The sequence below is a fragment of the Streptosporangium sp. NPDC000095 genome, assembly GCF_042899335.1.
In the GTDB taxonomy this organism is placed as follows: Bacteria; Actinomycetota; Actinomycetes; order Streptosporangiales; family Streptosporangiaceae; genus Streptosporangium.
The window spans coordinates 94,530-110,163 of the sequence record NZ_JBIAZS010000005.1 but is presented as its reverse complement, the minus strand read 5'-3'; the positions used below and the strand labels follow the sequence as shown (position 1 = coordinate 110,163).

Sequence of the window (15,634 nt, the reverse complement as noted above, 5' to 3'; positions counted from 1 at the left end):
AGTAGGAAAAAGGAGGGGTAAATCCATGAAAAACATCATTCGCGCTGCGATCGCGGTGGTGGCGACCACGGGCGTCATGCTGACCGTGGCTCCGGCCGCCTTCGCCGCGACACCGACGTCCGCGTCGGCTGCGTCCTCGGCGTCCTCGGCGCGAGACTTCGACGACAGCTTCGAGCAGGAGTCCAGGAACGGCCTGGCCACAGTGGAGGCCGTGTACTCGGTCAGGGGTGACGACGAGGAGGACAACACCTTCAGGCTGCGGGGCGAACTGTACGACGGTGACAGGCGCACCCTCCGCCAGGGGGGTCGCTGCGCCTACGTCGAGGTGCAGGTCACCTCGTCCGAGGACGAGGACTGGGACGTTGCCAAGCGCGACAGGCTGTGCAGCTACGACGACACCAAGCGCTTCCGCGTCACGGCGCACGACGTGAGCGAGGTGCGGGTCAAGACCTGCCAGGTCAAGTACCGTAGCTGGTCGACCTACAAGTGCAGCAGGTGGGAAGAGCTCGACCTGGGCTTCTGAGATCTCTCCGAGGCCGGGAGCACCGCGGGCCATCGGGCCCGGAGGACGGGACCGAGATGTGAGGGGAACGGGCACTCGCCGGTGAGACGGCGGGTGCCCGTTTCGCGTCAGAGGAAGGTGCGGCCCTCGCCTCGGTAGGTGGGGACCTCGTCCACGACCTCGTCCCCGTCGATCAGGTGCAGGCTCGCGAAGCGCTCGCAGAGCTCGCCCGCCTTGGCGTGCCGGAACCAGACCCGGTCGCCGATGCGCAGGTCTTCCGCGGCCTGCCCGACGAGGGGGGTCTGGACCTCCCCGGCCCCTTCGTTGGAGTCGTAGCGCAGTCCGCACGGCAGGTAGGGCTGGGGCAGACGGTCGTCGCCGGGGGCGCCGGAGGCGGGGTAGCCGCCGCCGAGGACGGTGACGACGCCGGGGGCGGGGCGGCGTACGACGGGCAGGGCGAACAGGGCGGCGGGCCGGCCGGTGAATCCCCGGTAGAAGTCGAACAGGCGGGGATGGAAGAAACCGGATCCGGCCGCGATCTCGGTGACGGCCTTCTCCTCGGTGGTCTTCTCGATGCTGCCGGTGCCGCCGGCGTTGACGAACTCCAGGTCGGTGACCTGGCGGACGGCCTGGACGATCCGGCCCCTGCGGGTGATCAGCTCGCGGCGGGACCTGGCCTGCATCAGGCGGACGGCCCGGGTGAGGGCGGGGTTGCCCGGCGGGTCGTCGCCGACCCCGGCGATCTGGGCCTCGTACGCCATCAGGCCCACGAGCCGGAAGCCGGGCCTTTTGGCGATCTCGGTGGCGAGGTCGGCGGCCTGGTCGACCTCGCGGACGGGGGAGCGGCGGACGCCCGCCCTGAACCGGCCGCCGAGGGCGAGGTAGCCGGCGTCGACGTCCAGGCAGAGCCGGATCTCGTGGCGGTCGCGAACTCCGGCGACGGCGGATTCGACGAGGTCCAGGTGCTCGGCCCGGTCCACCATGATCGTGATCTCCCGCGCCGCGATCGGCTCGGCGGCGAGTTCGGCGAGCGCGGCGCGGTCGACGGTGGGGTAGGCGACGAGCACGTCGCGCATCCCGGTGGAGACGAGCCAGAGGGCTTCGGGGAGGGTGAAGGCCATGATCCCGGTGAAGCCGTCCATGGCGAGGACGCGTTCGAGCACGGCTCGGGACCTGATGGACTTGCTGGCGACCCTGATCGGCTTGCCCCGGGCGCGGCGGGCCATGCCTTCGGCGTTGGCGCGCAGGGCCCGCAGGTCGAGGACGGCGAAGGGAGGGTCCAGGTGCGCTGTGGCCCGGTCGTAGCGCTGGCGGTCGTCCATGTCCGCAGGATAACTCCGATACGACAAAGATGAGTATTGTTCATGTTGCCCTGTCGGTGATCAATGCTCCCCCCAGGGAGGGCTCAAGATCGTGCAAGTGGGCGGTTGATCCCCGGCCCGGCCCTGCAGGAACGCGTACACATGGCCGGATGACGACTACTCTCCAGGACGTCCTGGCGGGCTCGGGAGGCACCGGTGCCGCGGGGAACACCGCGGGCTCGGGAGGCAAGGCGGGGGCTGAGCGGTTCCAGGACGTCCGGCGCAGGTCGGTGCGGATGCTCAGGCCGGGCAGGACCCTCGCGGGTGTCCCCACCGCGCTGACGGTGTCCGCCGTGCTGGCGGCCTCGGCCGCGGTGACGGTGGGCCTGCTCATGGACTCTCCGCTCGCGCGGGTGCCCTACCGGCGGATCGTCAAGGGCGTCGGCGCGTGGAACTGGTCGGATCCCGCCGTGTTCGCCGCCTCGGCGCTCGCCGTCGCGGTGGGCCTGGTGATGCTCGCGCTCGCCGCGCTGCCGGGGCGGTCACGGCTGGTGCCGCTGGAGGCGGGAGACCCGCACATGGTGATCGGCATCACCAGGTCCGGACTCCGCCGCACGCTGCGGGAGGCCGCCGAGTCGGTTGAGGAGGTGAACGGGGCACGGGTCCGGCTCACGTCGCGGATCGTCGAGGTCACCGTGTTCACCGACGCCGAGCGGACAGGCCCCGTGCTGCGCCGGGTGGGTGCGGCGGTGGGCGACCGGCTCGGGGGCCTGGGCGCGATGTGCGCGGGAGAGGTCGTCGTACGGCTGCGCAGGAAGGGGGCCTGATGAGGCCCTACCTGGGCAACCGGATCGGCCTGGCCGTCACGGGGACGGTGCTGGTGTGCGCCGGGCTCTACGCCTTCCTGCGGGGACGCGGTGACCTGCCGGGACAGGCGCCCGGTGCCAGGCTCGTGCCCCGAGGGTTCCCCGGGTGGCTGGCCGCGCATCCGTTGCCGGGCTGGCTGGTCGCGCTGCTGCTGGTGACGCTCGCTCTCGCGGCGCTGCGGTGGCTGCTACACGCCCTGGGATGGGGACGGTGGGGCAGGCGGACCGGGACGGGGACCGCCATGCTTGGAGTCGCTCTTAAAGAAGTCGAAGGGCTCACTCGTGTCCGCGTCAGGTACGTACGGCACGAGCGGCTGCGCATCGGGGTGGGCTGCGCGCCCGCGACCGATGTCGGCAGACTCGTGTCCCGGCTGAACAGAGACGCGGTGGGGAAGGTCCGACGGGCGCTCGGGGAGGTAGAACTCGGCGTGGTGGTTCGCCTTCACGTTCGCCGCCGCTGACTCCCCGTACTCCGGCGAGCCTGCCGTGCCTCCGTACGCCGACCGCTCACTCGCGCCTCCGTACGCCGACCGTTCGCCTGTCCCCCCGTACACGGGTCGTTCATCCGTCGCCCCGTACGCCGACCGTCGCTCCGGCTCCCCGTAGGCCGGGCGCTCACCCGTCCCTCCGTACACCATCCGGTCCGCCGTGTTTCCGTACGCGGGTGTCTCGCCCGTCGTGCCGTACCCCGGCCGGTCCGCCGCCTCGCCGTACGAGGTCCTCGCGGACGTGCTCTCCTCGGGAGCCCGCCCGTCGTACGACCCGTGCGCCGTCTCGTCGAAGGGGCTCGCGTACACCGGTCGCTCGGCCGTCGCGCCGGGCGAGGGGTCCTCGTCGCCGGGTCCCTCGTCCGAAGACTCCTCGTCCGCTCTTCCCGCCGCGACCTCGGGCGCCCTCTCCTCGTGCTTCTCGTGCCTGACGCCGAAGGCCAGTCCGGCGGCCAGGCAGAGCAGCGGGAGGGCGGGGACGACGTAGCGGTGGTCGAAGGCCGCGATGAAGGGCGGCAGGATGAGCAGCATCGTCCCCGCCGCCCAGGGCAGCAGCACCGCGCCGCCGAACCTTCGCAACCGCATCAGCACGCCGACCAGGCCGACCAGCAGGATCACCGCGAGGTACGGACCCCGCACGAAGCCGTACTCCTGGTAGTCGCGCAGCAGGCCCGCGTAGGGTTCGGCCATCGTCGGCGCTCCCGACGAGCCCTGGTAGGCCACGGTCAGCTGCTCTGCGGTCTTGCCCTGCGAGGCGGCACCGGAGGTGAAGGGCCGCACGGTGTCGGGGAAGACGTAGGCGCTCTGCGGGCCGGGAGCCGGGTAGACGCGCCGAGTCCAGTCGAAGATGTGGGCCGCGTCCTCCAGACCCGCCCGCAGGAAGTCGAACGGCTGGGCCATGATCGCCTGGGTGGCGAAGGCGCCCGCGAGGGCGTCGCGCTCGGCCCAGCTGCCCTTGACCTTGTTCAGCGGCGACTCGCCGTCCCAGATGTAGACGGGCGGCGCCGCGCGCTGCCCCAGCGGCTCGACGGGACACAGGGCCGCCTCGGGGCCGGTCGGCTGGATTGCGGCACAGTCGGCGAAGGTCATCGTCCGGGCCCAGAGGAAGGTGTTTCCCCTGGTCAGAGCGAAACTGCCGTGCTCGGCCCTGAACCAGGCCGCGTACGAGCCCAGGCCGATCGCGGCGGCGAGCGTCGCGGAGAGGACCGCCCGCCACCCGGCTCGGCGGATCACCATGCAGACCAGCGCCACGGCGATGAGCGGCAACCCGATCGTGCGGGTGACGGTCGCCGCGGCGAGCAGCGCCCCGGCCAGCGCGGCGACCCACGCCGCCGGGCGTCGCCGCCACAGCAGCAGCGTGACCGCGAGCACCGCGAGGAACTGAAAGAGCAGGTCCGCCATGACGAGGTGTTCGAGCTGGATCTGGTAGGCGTCGAACAGCACCGGCAGCGCGGCGAGCGTCGCACCCCACCCCGGCAGCCCGCCCAGCCTGCGCAGCAGCAGGTAGACGCAGACGGCCACGACCAGTCCGAGCAGGTGCTGCACCGCGACCACCGCGGGGATGCTGGACAGCGGCTTGAGGATCCACAGGAACAGCGAGTAACCCGCGGGGCGGGACTCCAGGGGGCGGGGGGCGAGCCCGGCGTTCAGGTAGACGAAGGAGTCGGCCCAGAACCACAGGGCGGGCCGGTAGCCGAGCATGGCGAGGAGGCGCAGGCCGCCACCCGCGAGCAGGGCGGTGATGAAGAGCCAGTGCGATCCGAGGAAGCGGAGCGTCCGCAGGGAGCGGGAAGGAGTCTCCGGAGCAGGAGAGCGGCGGGAGCGGCGGGAGCGGCTTGCCGGGGGCGTTCCCGTGACCACCGCGACCTCCCGAATCCCGCGCATGGCCACCCAGCATAGGCGTGGGATCGGAGGAGGCTGCACGTGATGCGAAATTTGGTAGCGATCGAGTTGTATGTCGTCAAGGTTCCGCGGTCCCGAGTCTCCCGCGCGCCCGTCAGAGGCCCCACCGCCCAAACTCCGAGGTCAGCACTCGATGACGTTCACCGCGAGCCCTCCCCGGCTGGTCTCCTTGTACTTGTCGAGCATGTCGCGGCCGGTGTCGCGCATCGTCTTGATGGCCTTGTCCAGCGAGACGAAGTGACGGCCGTCGCCGCGCATCGCGATCCTGGCGGCGGCGATGGCCTTGATCGAGGCGACCGCGTTGCGTTCGATGCACGGGATCTGCACCAGGCCGCCGATCGGGTCGCAGGTGAGCCCCAGGTTGTGCTCGATGCCGATCTCGGCGGCGTTCTCGACCTGCTCGGGGGTGCCACCCATCACCTCGGTGAGCCCGGCGGCGGCCATCGAGCAGGCCGAGCCGACCTCGCCCTGGCAGCCGACCTCGGCGCCCGAGATGGAGGCGTTCTCCTTGAACAGCACGCCGATCGCCCCGGCGGTGAGCAGGAAGCGGATCACGCCCTCGTCGTCGGCGTCCTTCGTGAAGCGGTCGTAGTAGGTGAGCACGGCCGGGATGATGCCCGCGGCGCCGTTGGTGGGCGCGGTGACGATCCGGCCGCCGGCGGCGTTCTCCTCGTTGACCGCGAGGGCGAAGAGCGAGACCCAGTCCATCGTCTGCAGCGAGTCCTTTTCTCCCGACTCGCTGCGCAGCTGCCGGTGGAGCTGGTGGGCGCGGCGGCGGACCTTCAGGCCGCCGGGCAGCATGCCCTCCTTGTCGATGCCGCGCCGCACGCACTCGCTCATGACCTGCCACAGGACGAGCAATCGGTCGCGAACCTCGGCCTCGGTGCGGCCGAACGCCTGCTCGTTCTCCAGCATCAACCCGGAGATGGACAGCCCGGTCTCCGCGCACTGGGCGAGCAGTTCGGCGGCCGTGGTGAAGGGGTGGGGCAGGACGGTGTCGTCGGCTTTGATCCGGTCGGCGCCGGTGGCGTTCTCGTCGACGACGAAGCCGCCGCCGACCGAGTAGTAGACCTTCTCGCGGACCGTCTCGCCGGACTCGGACAGGGCGGTGAAGCGCATGCCGTTGGGGTGGCCGGGGAGCGAGATCTTGCGTTCGAAGACGAGGTCCTCGCCGACGACGAAGGGGATCTCGCGCGAGCCGTACAGGGAGATGGTGCCCGACTCGCGCATGGCGGCGAGCCGGCCCTCGACCGCGTCGACGTCGACGAGCTCGGGCTTCTCGCCGGACAGGCCGAGCAGCACGGCCTTGTCGCTGCCGTGGCCCTTGCCGGTCAGGCCCAGCGAGCCGTACAGGACGGCGCGCACCCGGGCCGTCTTCTCCAGGAGCCCGTCCTGGTGGAGGCCGCGGGCGAACTTGTGGGCGGCGGCCATCGGGCCGCCGGTGTGCGAGCTGGACGGGCCGATTCCGATCTTGAAGAGATCGAAGACGCTGATCGTCATCTGAATCCTTCCAGCGTGGACGGCCACGCGCGCCCTCCGGCGCGCGTGACCGTGACGCGAGGGGGGAAAGGCTTAGGACTCACCCGAGGTGAGCGCGGCGTACTCCTCGGGCGACAGCAGGTCGTCGGCGGAGCCCTCAAGACGTACGCGGAACAGCCAGCCCTCACCGTAGGAGTCGCTGTTGACCAGCGAGGGGTCGTCCACGACGGCCTGGTTGACCTCCACGACCTCGCCGTCGACCGGCGCGAAGATGTCGCTCACCGACTTGGTCGACTCGACCTCGCCGACGGCGTCACCGGAGGCGACCGTCGCGCCGACCTCGGGCACCTGCACGTAGACCACGTCACCCAGCGCCTCGGCGGCGTAGGCGGTGATGCCCACGGTGAGGGTGAGGCCGTCATCGATGCCGGAGATCCACTCGTGTTCCTTGGTGTAGTGCAGGTCCTCGGGAATGCTGCTCATTTTTTCCTCCTGTAGAAAGGCAGTGCGACGACCTCGACCGGCTCGTGGCTGCCCCTGATGTCGACGGCCAGTCCTGACGACAGGCCGTTGTCCACGTAGGCCATCGCGATAGGCCTGCCCAGTGACTGGGAGGGCGCCCCGCTGGTGACCTCGCCGACGACCGCGCCGTCACCGGCGACCACCACCGGATACCCGTGCCGGGGCACCCGGCGGCCGGTCGCGACGAGGCCGACCAGGCGGCGGGACGGCGGGACGTCCTTGAGGGATTCGAGGGCGGCCCGGCCGACGAAGTCGCCCGGTTTGTCAAACCTCACCACACGGCCGAGCCCGGCGTCGAACGGGGTCAGGGCGGCCGACAGCTCGTTGCCGTACAGCGGCATCCCGGCCTCCAGACGGAGGGTGTCGCGGGCGGACAGGCCCGCGGGGATCAGGCCGTGCGGCGCGCCCGCCTCGGTGAGGGCGGCCCAGAGCGGTTCGGCGTCCTCGGCCGCGACGAACAGCTCGAAGCCGTCCTCGCCGGTGTATCCGGTACGGGCGACGAGGGCCTCGCGACCGGCGACGACGGCGGGCAGGCCGGCGTAGTACCTGAGCCCTTCGAGGTCGGCGTCGGTGAGCGAGCCCAGGATCTCCACGGAGCGCGGCCCCTGGACCGCGACCAGCGCGTACCGCTCGGAGCGGTCCTCCACCGCGGCGTCGAAGCCCTTGGCGCGGCCGGTCAGCTCGGCGGCCACCCGGGGGTAGTTGGAGGCGTTGGCGACGACCATGAACTCGGCGGGGGCGAGCCGGTAGACGATCAGGTCGTCCAGCACGCCGCCCTCGGTGTCGACGATCATCGTGTAGCGGGCGCGGCCGGGCTCCAGCGCGGAGAGGTGGCCGACCAGCGCGTAGTCGAGGGCTTCGGCGGCCTGTGGCCCCGTCACGAAGATCTCCCCCATGTGGGAGAGGTCGAACAGGCCGGCCGCCTGGCGGACCGCGTTGTGCTCGGCCGACTCGCTGCCGTAGCGGAGCGGCATCAGCCAGCCCGCGAAGTCGGTCAGCGTCGCGCCGAGGGACTCGTGGACGCCGCGCAGCGGCGTAGGTCGGGACATGTGCGCACCTCAGACAAGGGACAGATGAGAGCATCCTCCCCCTCTGTCGTGGGTGCCTGAGAGTTTCATCCGGGTTTTACCGGACTTTCACCTTCGGCGAGGTCGTGGGACCTGCTTTCCAGAGGGCACCTACCCGCACGGTCCTTTGCCTTGAGAGGTTCGCGGGGAGGGCTTGCTCCTTCAGGGGTCCTGGTCTGGCTGTCAGGACGCTCTCCCGCACGGGTTCATCGGTGTCGTCGGCCAGCCTAACCGCCCGCACCGGCCGAGCGAAATCCCCTCGCGGCCCCGATCCGTGCCGGTCAGGGGGTGGCGTGCCGGACCAGCGCCTCGAACAGAGCCGACTCGTCGTCGGTCTCGGGGTGCCACTGGACGGCGACGGCGAAGGGGTGGCCGTCCACCTCCACGGCCTCGACCGTGCCGTCCTCGGCGTGGGCGGTCACGGTCAGGCCCTCGGCGAGCCGGTCGAGGGCCTGGTGGTGGTAGTGGGCCACCTCCACGGTCTCGGTCCCGAAGATCTTCGAGGTGTGGCTGCCGGGGGCGAGCCGCACCGGCATCCTGCCGTACTGGCCGGGGGCCGGGGCGTGCCCGGCGTGGCCGACCACGTCGGGCAGGTGCTGGTGGAGGCTGCCGCCCAGCGAGACGTTCAGGATCTGCATGCCCCTGCAGATCCCCAGGAAGGGTGTGCCCCGCTCCAGCGCCGCCTCGACCAGTCCCAGCTCGGCGTCGTCGCGGAACGGCCGGACGTAGCCGGTCCGCTCGTGCGGCTCCCGCCCGTACCGCTCGGGGCCGACGTCACCGCCACCGGCCAGGATCAGGCCGTCCAGGCGCCCCACCAGCGCCCAGGGGTCGCCCGCCGGGGGCAGGATCACCGGCTGCCCGCCCGCGCGGGCCACGTGGTCGACGTAGTCGTACGGCAGGAGCGCGGTGGTCGTCTCCCAGACGGTGAAGCGCGCGGGCTCGACGTAGCAGGTGATGCCGATGACGGGACGGGACATGATCTCTTTCTCACGCGGACGCCGGGGACATGGGAGATGGGCCCACGTCCTCGCACGTTATCGGGGCCGGGGTATGGCCTGGGCAAATCCCGCCACCGCCGGTCGCGAAGGTGGCGGGGCGAGGTCTACAGCGGGTCTACAGCGGGGTGACGTACGCGCCGGAGATGCCGCCGTCCACCAGGAACTCGGAGCCGGTGATGAAGCTCGCGTCGTCCGAGGCGAGGAACGCCACCGCGGCGGCGATCTCGGACGCCTCGGCGAAGCGGCCCACCGGGATGTGGACGAGGCGGCGCTGCGCCCGCTCGGGGTCCTTGGCGAACAATTCCTGCAGCAGCGGCGTGTTCACCGGCCCCGGGCACAGCGCGTTCACCCGGATCCCCTCGCGGGCGAACTGCACGCCCAGCTCGCGGGACATGGCGAGTACCCCGCCCTTGGAGGCGGTGTAGGAGATCTGGCTCGTCGCCGACCCCATCACGGCGACGAACGACGCGGTGTTGATGATCGACCCCTTGCCCTGCCGCCGCATGTACGGGATGGCGTGCTTGCAGCACAGGTAGACCGAGGTGAGGTTCACCTCCTGGACCCGGCGCCAGGCGTCGATGCCGGTCTCCAGGATCGAGTCGTCCTCGGGCGGCGAGATGCCCGCGTTGTTGAACGCGATGTCCACGCTGCCGTAGGTGTCGAACGCGGTCTGGAACACCCGGGCGACGTCGTCCTCGTCGGTCACGTCGGCCCGCACGAACAGCCCCCCGACCTCCTCGGCGGCCGCCGGACCGGTCGTCTCGTCCAGGTCCACGCACACGACGCGGGCGCCTTCCGCGGCGAACCGGCGCGCGGTGGCGAGGCCGATCCCGCTTCCGGCGCCGGTGATGACGGCGACCCTGTCCTGCAAACGCAGCATCGCTTCTACTCCTCGGAAATGAAGACGTTCTTGGTCTCGGTGAACGCTGACAGGGCGTCGGGACCCAGCTCGCGGCCGAGGCCCGACTGTTTGAAACCGCCGAACGGGGTCCAGTAGCGGACGCTCGAATGCGAGTTGACGCTGAGGTTGCCCGCCTCCACCGCTCTGGCGACCCGGAGCGCCCGGCCGACGTCGCGGGTCCAGATGGACCCGCTCAGGCCGTACGGGGTGTCGTTGGCGATCCGTACGGCGTCCGCCTCGTCGTCGAACGGCACCACCGACACCACGGGGCCGAAGATCTCCTCGGTGAACGCCCGGTCGTCGGCCGACCGGGGCGTCAGGACCGTCGGCGGGAACCAGAACCCCGGCCCCGACGGGCACACGCCCCGCAGGTGGGGCGGTTCAGTGACGAAGGAGGCCACCCGTTCCCTGTGCTCGGCGCTGATCAGCGGGCCCATCTCGGTGGCCTCGTCGCGGGGGTCGCCGACTCGGACGTTCAGCACCGCCTCGCCGAACCGCGCGAGGAACTCGTCGTGGACCGAGCGCTCGACCAGGATCCGGGAGCGCGCGCAGCAGTCCTGGCCCGCGTTGTCGAACACCGCGTACGGCGAGGTCGCCGCGGCCTTCTCCAGGTCGGCGTCGGCGAAGACCACGTTGGCGCTCTTGCCGCCCAGTTCCAGGGTGAGCCGCTTGACCTGTCCGGCGCAGGTGGCGGCGATCTGCTTGCCGACCTCGGTCGAGCCGGTGAACACGATCTTCGCCACCCCCGGGTGCTCGACCAGCCGGGCACCCGCGACCTCCCCGACCCCCGGCAGGACCTGCAACACCCCCTCGGGCAGGCCGGCGGCCAGCGCCAGCTCGGCCACCCGCAGGGCGGTGAGCGGCGTCCACTCGGCGGGCTTGACGATCACGGTGTTGCCCGCGGCCAGCGCCGGGGCCGCCCCCCAGGTCATGATGACCATCGGGAAGTTCCACGGCACGATCACGCCGACGACGCCCAGCGGTTCCCTGAAGGTGACGTCCAGTCCGCCGGGCACCGGGATCTGCAGGCCGTGGTCGCGCTCGGGCGCCCCCGCGTAGAAGTCGAGCACGTCGGCGACGTTGCCCGCCTCCCAGCGGGCGTTGCCGATCGTGTGCCCGGCGTTGGCGACCTCCAGCAGGGCGAGCTCATCGGCGTGCTCGCGCACCAGCGAGGCGAAACGGCGCAGCAGCCGGGCACGGTCTCCCGGTGCGACGTTCCGCCAGTGCGTGAAGGCGCGCCCGGCACGCTCCACGGCCCTGTCGGTCTCGGCGGCGTCGGCCATCTCGATCTCGGCGACCGCCTCTTCCGTCGCCGGATTGATGATCTTCACATTCACATCCGTTCGAATCCCCGGAAAAGCTCCCAGTCGGTCACCGCCGCGTCGAAGGCGGTGAGCTCGACCCGGGCGTTGTTCGCGTAGTGCGCCACGACGTCCTCACCGAAGGCGGCCGCCGCGAACTCGGAGGTCTCCCAGAGCTCCAGCGCGTCGCGCAGCGTGCTCGGCACGGTCTCCGCGCCCGAGGAGTAGGCGTTCCCCGTGAAGGCGTCCTCAAGCGGCAGCTCGTTCTCGATGCCGTGCAGGCCGGCCGTGATCAGCGCCGAGACCGCCAGGTAGGGGTTCACGTCGCCGCCGGGGACCCGGTTCTCGATCCGCAGCGATGGGCCGTGGCCGACCAGGCGCAACGCGCACGTCCGGTTGTCCACGCCCCACTTGACCGCGGTGGGGGCGAAGCTGCCCTGCACGTACCGCTTGTAGGAGTTGATGTTCGGCGCGTACAGCAGGGTGAGCTCGCGCATCAGCGCGATCTGCCCGGCGATGAAGTGCGCTCCCGTCGCCGACAGCCCGTGCGGCCCGGAACCGGCCATCACCGGCTCCCCGCCCGCGTCCCTGAGCGAGATGTGGATGTGGCAGGAGTTGCCCTCGCGCTGGTTCGGCTTGGCCATGAAGGTGATCGCCATGCCCTCCTGGGAGGCGATCTCCTTGGCGCCGTTCTTGTAGATCGAGTGGTTGTCGCAGCTGGCCAGGGCCTCGGCGAAGCGGAAGGCGATCTCGTGCTGACCGAGGTTGCACTCGCCCTTGGCCGACTCGACGTACATGCCCGCGCCCTCCATGCCGAGCCTGATCCTGCGCAGCAGCGGCTCGACCCTCGCGGTGCCGAGGAGGGAGTAGTCGACGTTGTAGAGGTTGGCGGGGGTCAGGTCGCGGTAGCCGCGGCGCCAGGCGTCCTCGTAGGTGTCGCCGAAGACGACGAACTCCAGCTCGGTGCCGACGAAGGCGCCCCAGCCCCGCTCGTCCAGCCTGGCGAGCTGCCTGCGCAGGATCTGGCGCGGCGAGGCGGTCACGTCGGAGCCGTCCTCCCACACCAGGTCGGCCATCACCAGGGCCGTCCCCTCCTGCCACGGCACGCGGCGCAGGGTGGACATATCGGGTTTCATGACAAAGTCGCCGTATCCGCGCTCCCAGGACGACATGGCGTAGCCGTCGACCGTGTTCATGTCGACGTCGACCGCGAGCAGGTAGTTGCAGCCCTCGGAGGCGTGCCGCAGCACCTCCTCCAGGAAGTAGCGCCCCGACAGGCGTTTGCCCTGGAGGCGGCCCTGCATGTCGACGACCGCCAGCAGTACGGTGTCGATCCGCCCCGCCCGCACCTCGTCCTGAAGCTCGGTGACGTCCACACGCCCTCCTCGTCGGGGTCTTATTGGGCTAGTGTTAGACCATTGACGTGCAGCGGGGGGAGCGTTGTCAAGGGCCGGAGGAGATAATTGGACGAGCTGTCGCGGTTGACGGCCGTGTTGCGGCCGGTGCGGGCCGGCAACGCGTTCGAGGAGACGGTGGAGCGTCTGCTCCAGGTCATCAAGCTGGGGCTGGTGTCGGAGAAACTGCCGCCCGAGCGGGAGCTCGCCGCCCAGCTCGGCATCAGCAGGGTCACCCTGCGCGAGGCCATCCGCGAGCTGCAGGAGGCGGGCTATCTGGAGGTCCGCCGCGGCCGGTACGGCGGCGCCTTCCTCACCCACAACGTCCCGCCGCAGCCGCACCGGGACGACCTGCGCCGGGCCGTGGCCGACATGGGCACCGACGACCTGTCCGACGCCCTCACCTTCAGGATGGCGGTCGAGTGCGGCGCGGCCCAGGTGCTCGCCACCACCCCCCTCACCCCGGAGCGGCGCGAAACCCTGCGCGAGAGGCTGCGCGAGGTCAACTCGGCGGGCCCCGAGGACTACCGCCGCCTCGACACGGCCTTCCACCTCGCCATCGCCGAGCTCACCGGCTCCGCCCTGCTCGCCGGGGCCTGCGCCGACGCCAGGCTCCGGGTCACCGACCTGCTCAACGCGATCCCGGTGCTCCAGCGCAACATCGAGCACGCCTCCCTCCAGCACCAGGCGATCGTGACGGCCATCCTGGCCGGGGACCCCGAGGCCGCGCGCCGCGCCGTGGCCGAGCACCTTGAGGGGACCGCGGCGCTGCTGCGGGGTTTCCTCGCCTGACGCGCGGCGCGCCTCGTACGGGCGGCCTGTGCTTCGTACGGCGCCTCGCGGGCGCCGGGGAGACCGCCGTGCCGTCGTGACGCCGGGTGACTCCCGCGCCGATCCTGCGGTGTTCCTCGCATAGCCTGGGGGACGGTGGGGGATTTGTTCCGAGAGCGGATCATGGACACAGGGCGGCTGCCGCTGTTCTGTTTCTTCGTCGCGCTGATCGTCGTCTTCCTGCTCACCAGGATCAACGTCCGGCTCATCCGTGCCAGGATCGGCTGGTTCGGCAACGTCAACGTCGGCGAGATGCACATCCACCACGTGGTGTTCGGCGTGGTGCTCACCCTGCTCGGCGGGGTGGCCGGCCTCATCGTCTCGGGGGTCTCGGAAGGCTGGTACGCGGTGACGGCGGCCGTCTTCGGCGCCGGGGCCGCCCTGATCCTGGACGAGTTCGCGCTCATCCTGCACCTGCACGACGTCTACTGGGAGGAGGAGGGCAGAGCCTCGGTCGACGCCGTGTTCGTCGCCGTCGCGGTCACCGCCCTGCTCCTGATCGGCCTGCGTCCCCTCGGCTGGGAGGACTACGCCGGCGAGTCCCCGGGCATGTGGCTCACGATCTCCTTCATCGTGACCAACCTCGTGCTCGCCGTGATCACGTTGCTCAAGGGCAAGATCTGGACAGGGCTCGTCGGGCTGTTCGTCCCGGTCCTCCTGGTGGCCGGCGCGATACGGCTCGCCCGCCCGGGATCGCCCTGGGCCCACTGGTTCTTCGCGCCGGGCTCCCGGCGTCCGCAGCCCCGCAAGATGGCGAGGGCGGAGGGCCGCGAGGAGCGCTGGCGTCGCCCGGTGATCCGCGGGAAGATCGCCTTCCAGGAGTTCCTCTCCGGCCGCCACGACCTCCCCTCCACCCGCCTTCGTTCCCGTCACTGAGCCCGCCGCCGAGTCCGTCGTGGGCCCGCGCGCCCCGTGGACCTCGGGCGAACGGCGGGCATACTGGGGGACGTGAGTACGCTTCCTTCCCGATGGGACGGCGTGGAGCGGCGCGTCCCGGAATCGCTGGCCGACCTGCGCGGCCCGGCGACGGGGACGGTCGCCCTGCCCGTCCACCTCGGCTGGTCCGGGCTCACCGAGTTCGATCTGGTGAACCCGCTGCTACGGATGAGCCTCTACCGCACGGTCATCACCGGCGGTGGCCGCTCCGACGCCGAGTCGTATCTGAACGCCGAGCATCTCGTCGCCGACTGGCCGACACTGCGCCGGGGCATCGGGCCGAGTTACCGGAGGGCCTGGGAAACCAAGATCACCGCCCTGGGGTGGGGCACCGGGACGGGCGTCGAGGCGGATCGTGGCGCCGAGGCGGAAACCGGGACGGGCGCCGCGGCGCCGGGGTGGGAACGGTGATCCTGCCCCCGTTCCAGCAGCGGATGCTGGAGGCCGCGCTACCCGCCTGCGGCAGGTTCGGGCTGGTCCTGGCGGGCGGGTACGCGATGAACGCCCACGGCTTCACCGAGCGCCCGAGCGACGACCTCGACTTCGCCACCGCCGCCGAGACGCCGCTGCCCGAGGTCGCGGAGGGAATGGCCGAGGCGTTCAGGCAGGCCGGGCTGGAGGTCACCATGACGGAGGTGACGCCCCGGATGGGCCGCCTCGTGGTCAGCGACCCGGTGACCGAACAGAGCTGCGAGTTCGACCTGCTCAGGGAGGCGTTCCAGCAGCAGCCCGTGATCGTCGGCGACATCTCCGTCGTCTCCCTGGACGACGCGGTCGGCCTGAAGATGCGGGCCCTGCACGAGCGCAGCCTCGCCCGCGACGTCATCGACATCGCCTCGATCTCCCACCTGTACGGCTTCCGTGAGCTCGAACACCTCGCCCGCCTGCACAACGAGGAGTTCGAGCTCGCCGAGCTGGTGATGAGGCTGGAGTTCGTCGACCTGATCGCGGACGAGGACTTCGAGGCCTACGGCGTGGACGACGAGCGGATCACGGAGATCCGCCGGTTCGCCCGCGCCTGGGTGGAGGACATCGGCCTCCGCCGCGCCGAGGAGGGCGACGTCGACTACGACGACGTTCCCGACCCCGACTGAGAAGACCTGAACCGGTGAGGCCGGTGACCCAAGGAGGGTGAGGGGCTCCTGT

15 protein-coding genes and 2 riboswitches are annotated in these 15,634 nt (G+C 71.1%); of the genes, 6 read left to right on the top strand and 9 right to left on the bottom strand.

Annotated elements, in window-relative coordinates:
* Positions 1–25: 25 nt before the first annotated feature.
* Positions 26–523: a hypothetical protein gene (locus tag ACFY3V_RS13635; protein ID WP_389773104.1), complete on the top strand. Its 498-nt coding sequence runs from the start codon at positions 26–28 to the stop codon at positions 521–523.
* Positions 524–630: 107 nt separating this feature from the next.
* On the opposite strand, the gene ACFY3V_RS13630 is transcribed toward ACFY3V_RS13635, so the two are convergent.
* Positions 631–1,824: an amino acid deaminase/aldolase gene (locus ACFY3V_RS13630; protein ID WP_389773101.1), complete on the bottom strand. Its 1,194-nt coding sequence runs from the start codon at positions 1,822–1,824 to the stop codon at positions 631–633.
* Positions 1,825–1,973: 149 nt separating this feature from the next.
* On the opposite strand from ACFY3V_RS13630, the gene ACFY3V_RS13625 reads away from it, so the two are divergent.
* Entirely contained in the window at positions 1,974–2,630 is a 657-nt protein-coding gene (locus tag ACFY3V_RS13625) for a DUF6286 domain-containing protein (protein ID WP_362897623.1), read from the top strand.
* A 227-nt stretch (positions 2,631–2,857) separates the two neighbouring features.
* On the opposite strand, the gene ACFY3V_RS13620 is transcribed toward ACFY3V_RS13625, so the two are convergent.
* The 8 genes from ACFY3V_RS13620 to ACFY3V_RS13585 form a co-directional block, all read right to left on the bottom strand.
* On the bottom strand, positions 2,858–5,041 hold the full coding sequence (locus ACFY3V_RS13620; protein ID WP_389773097.1) for a hypothetical protein: 2,184 nt from the start codon (positions 5,039–5,041) through the stop codon (positions 2,858–2,860).
* Between the two features lie 141 nt (positions 5,042–5,182).
* Positions 5,183–6,559, bottom strand: a complete 1,377-nt coding sequence (locus tag ACFY3V_RS13615) for an L-serine ammonia-lyase (protein ID WP_362897627.1) — start codon at positions 6,557–6,559, stop codon at positions 5,183–5,185.
* A 72-nt stretch (positions 6,560–6,631) separates the two neighbouring features.
* Positions 6,632–7,021, bottom strand: a complete 390-nt coding sequence (gcvH, locus tag ACFY3V_RS13610) for a glycine cleavage system protein GcvH (RefSeq protein ID WP_350949822.1) — start codon at positions 7,019–7,021, stop codon at positions 6,632–6,634.
* A complete protein-coding gene (gene gcvT / locus ACFY3V_RS13605; protein ID WP_389773093.1) occupies positions 7,018–8,109 on the bottom strand; it encodes a glycine cleavage system aminomethyltransferase GcvT in 1,092 nt (363 codons plus the stop codon). Before gcvT ends, gcvH begins: the two co-directional genes overlap by 4 nt.
* A gap of 33 nt (positions 8,110–8,142) precedes the next feature.
* Positions 8,143–8,237, bottom strand: a riboswitch (glycine riboswitch).
* A riboswitch (glycine riboswitch) is annotated at positions 8,238–8,336 on the bottom strand.
* A 72-nt stretch (positions 8,337–8,408) separates the two neighbouring features.
* The gene (locus ACFY3V_RS13600; protein ID WP_389773090.1) at positions 8,409–9,104 is read right to left on the bottom strand and encodes a gamma-glutamyl-gamma-aminobutyrate hydrolase family protein; all 696 of its coding nucleotides are present in this window, start codon (positions 9,102–9,104) and stop codon (positions 8,409–8,411) included.
* Positions 9,105–9,240: 136 nt separating this feature from the next.
* The gene (locus tag ACFY3V_RS13595; protein WP_362897633.1) at positions 9,241–10,005 is read right to left on the bottom strand and encodes a 3-oxoacyl-ACP reductase; all 765 of its coding nucleotides are present in this window, start codon (positions 10,003–10,005) and stop codon (positions 9,241–9,243) included.
* Between the two features lie 5 nt (positions 10,006–10,010).
* Positions 10,011–11,357 (bottom strand): aldehyde dehydrogenase family protein, encoded by a 1,347-nt coding sequence (locus ACFY3V_RS13590; RefSeq protein ID WP_389773086.1) that lies wholly within the window; start codon positions 11,355–11,357, stop codon positions 10,011–10,013.
* 2 nt (positions 11,358–11,359) lie between these two features.
* On the bottom strand, positions 11,360–12,727 hold the full coding sequence (locus tag ACFY3V_RS13585; RefSeq protein ID WP_389773670.1) for a glutamine synthetase family protein: 1,368 nt from the start codon (positions 12,725–12,727) through the stop codon (positions 11,360–11,362).
* Positions 12,728–12,790: 63 nt separating this feature from the next.
* Between ACFY3V_RS13585 and ACFY3V_RS13580 the strand changes: the two genes are divergently transcribed.
* The 4 genes from ACFY3V_RS13580 to ACFY3V_RS13565 all read left to right on the top strand — a co-directional run bounded on the left by ACFY3V_RS13580 (position 12,791) and on the right by ACFY3V_RS13565 (position 15,582).
* The gene (locus ACFY3V_RS13580; protein WP_362897639.1) at positions 12,791–13,513 is read left to right on the top strand and encodes an FCD domain-containing protein; all 723 of its coding nucleotides are present in this window, start codon (positions 12,791–12,793) and stop codon (positions 13,511–13,513) included.
* 135 nt (positions 13,514–13,648) lie between these two features.
* Positions 13,649–14,428, top strand: coding sequence for a hypothetical protein (locus tag ACFY3V_RS13575; protein ID WP_362897641.1), 780 nt, complete (start codon positions 13,649–13,651; stop codon positions 14,426–14,428).
* 72 nt (positions 14,429–14,500) lie between these two features.
* Positions 14,501–14,899 (top strand): hypothetical protein, encoded by a 399-nt coding sequence (locus tag ACFY3V_RS13570; protein WP_362897643.1) that lies wholly within the window; start codon positions 14,501–14,503, stop codon positions 14,897–14,899.
* A complete protein-coding gene (locus tag ACFY3V_RS13565) occupies positions 14,896–15,582 on the top strand; it encodes a nucleotidyl transferase AbiEii/AbiGii toxin family protein (RefSeq protein WP_362897645.1) in 687 nt (228 codons plus the stop codon). The genes ACFY3V_RS13570 and ACFY3V_RS13565 overlap by 4 nt, the downstream gene beginning before the upstream one ends.
* Positions 15,583–15,634 lie beyond the last annotated feature (52 nt).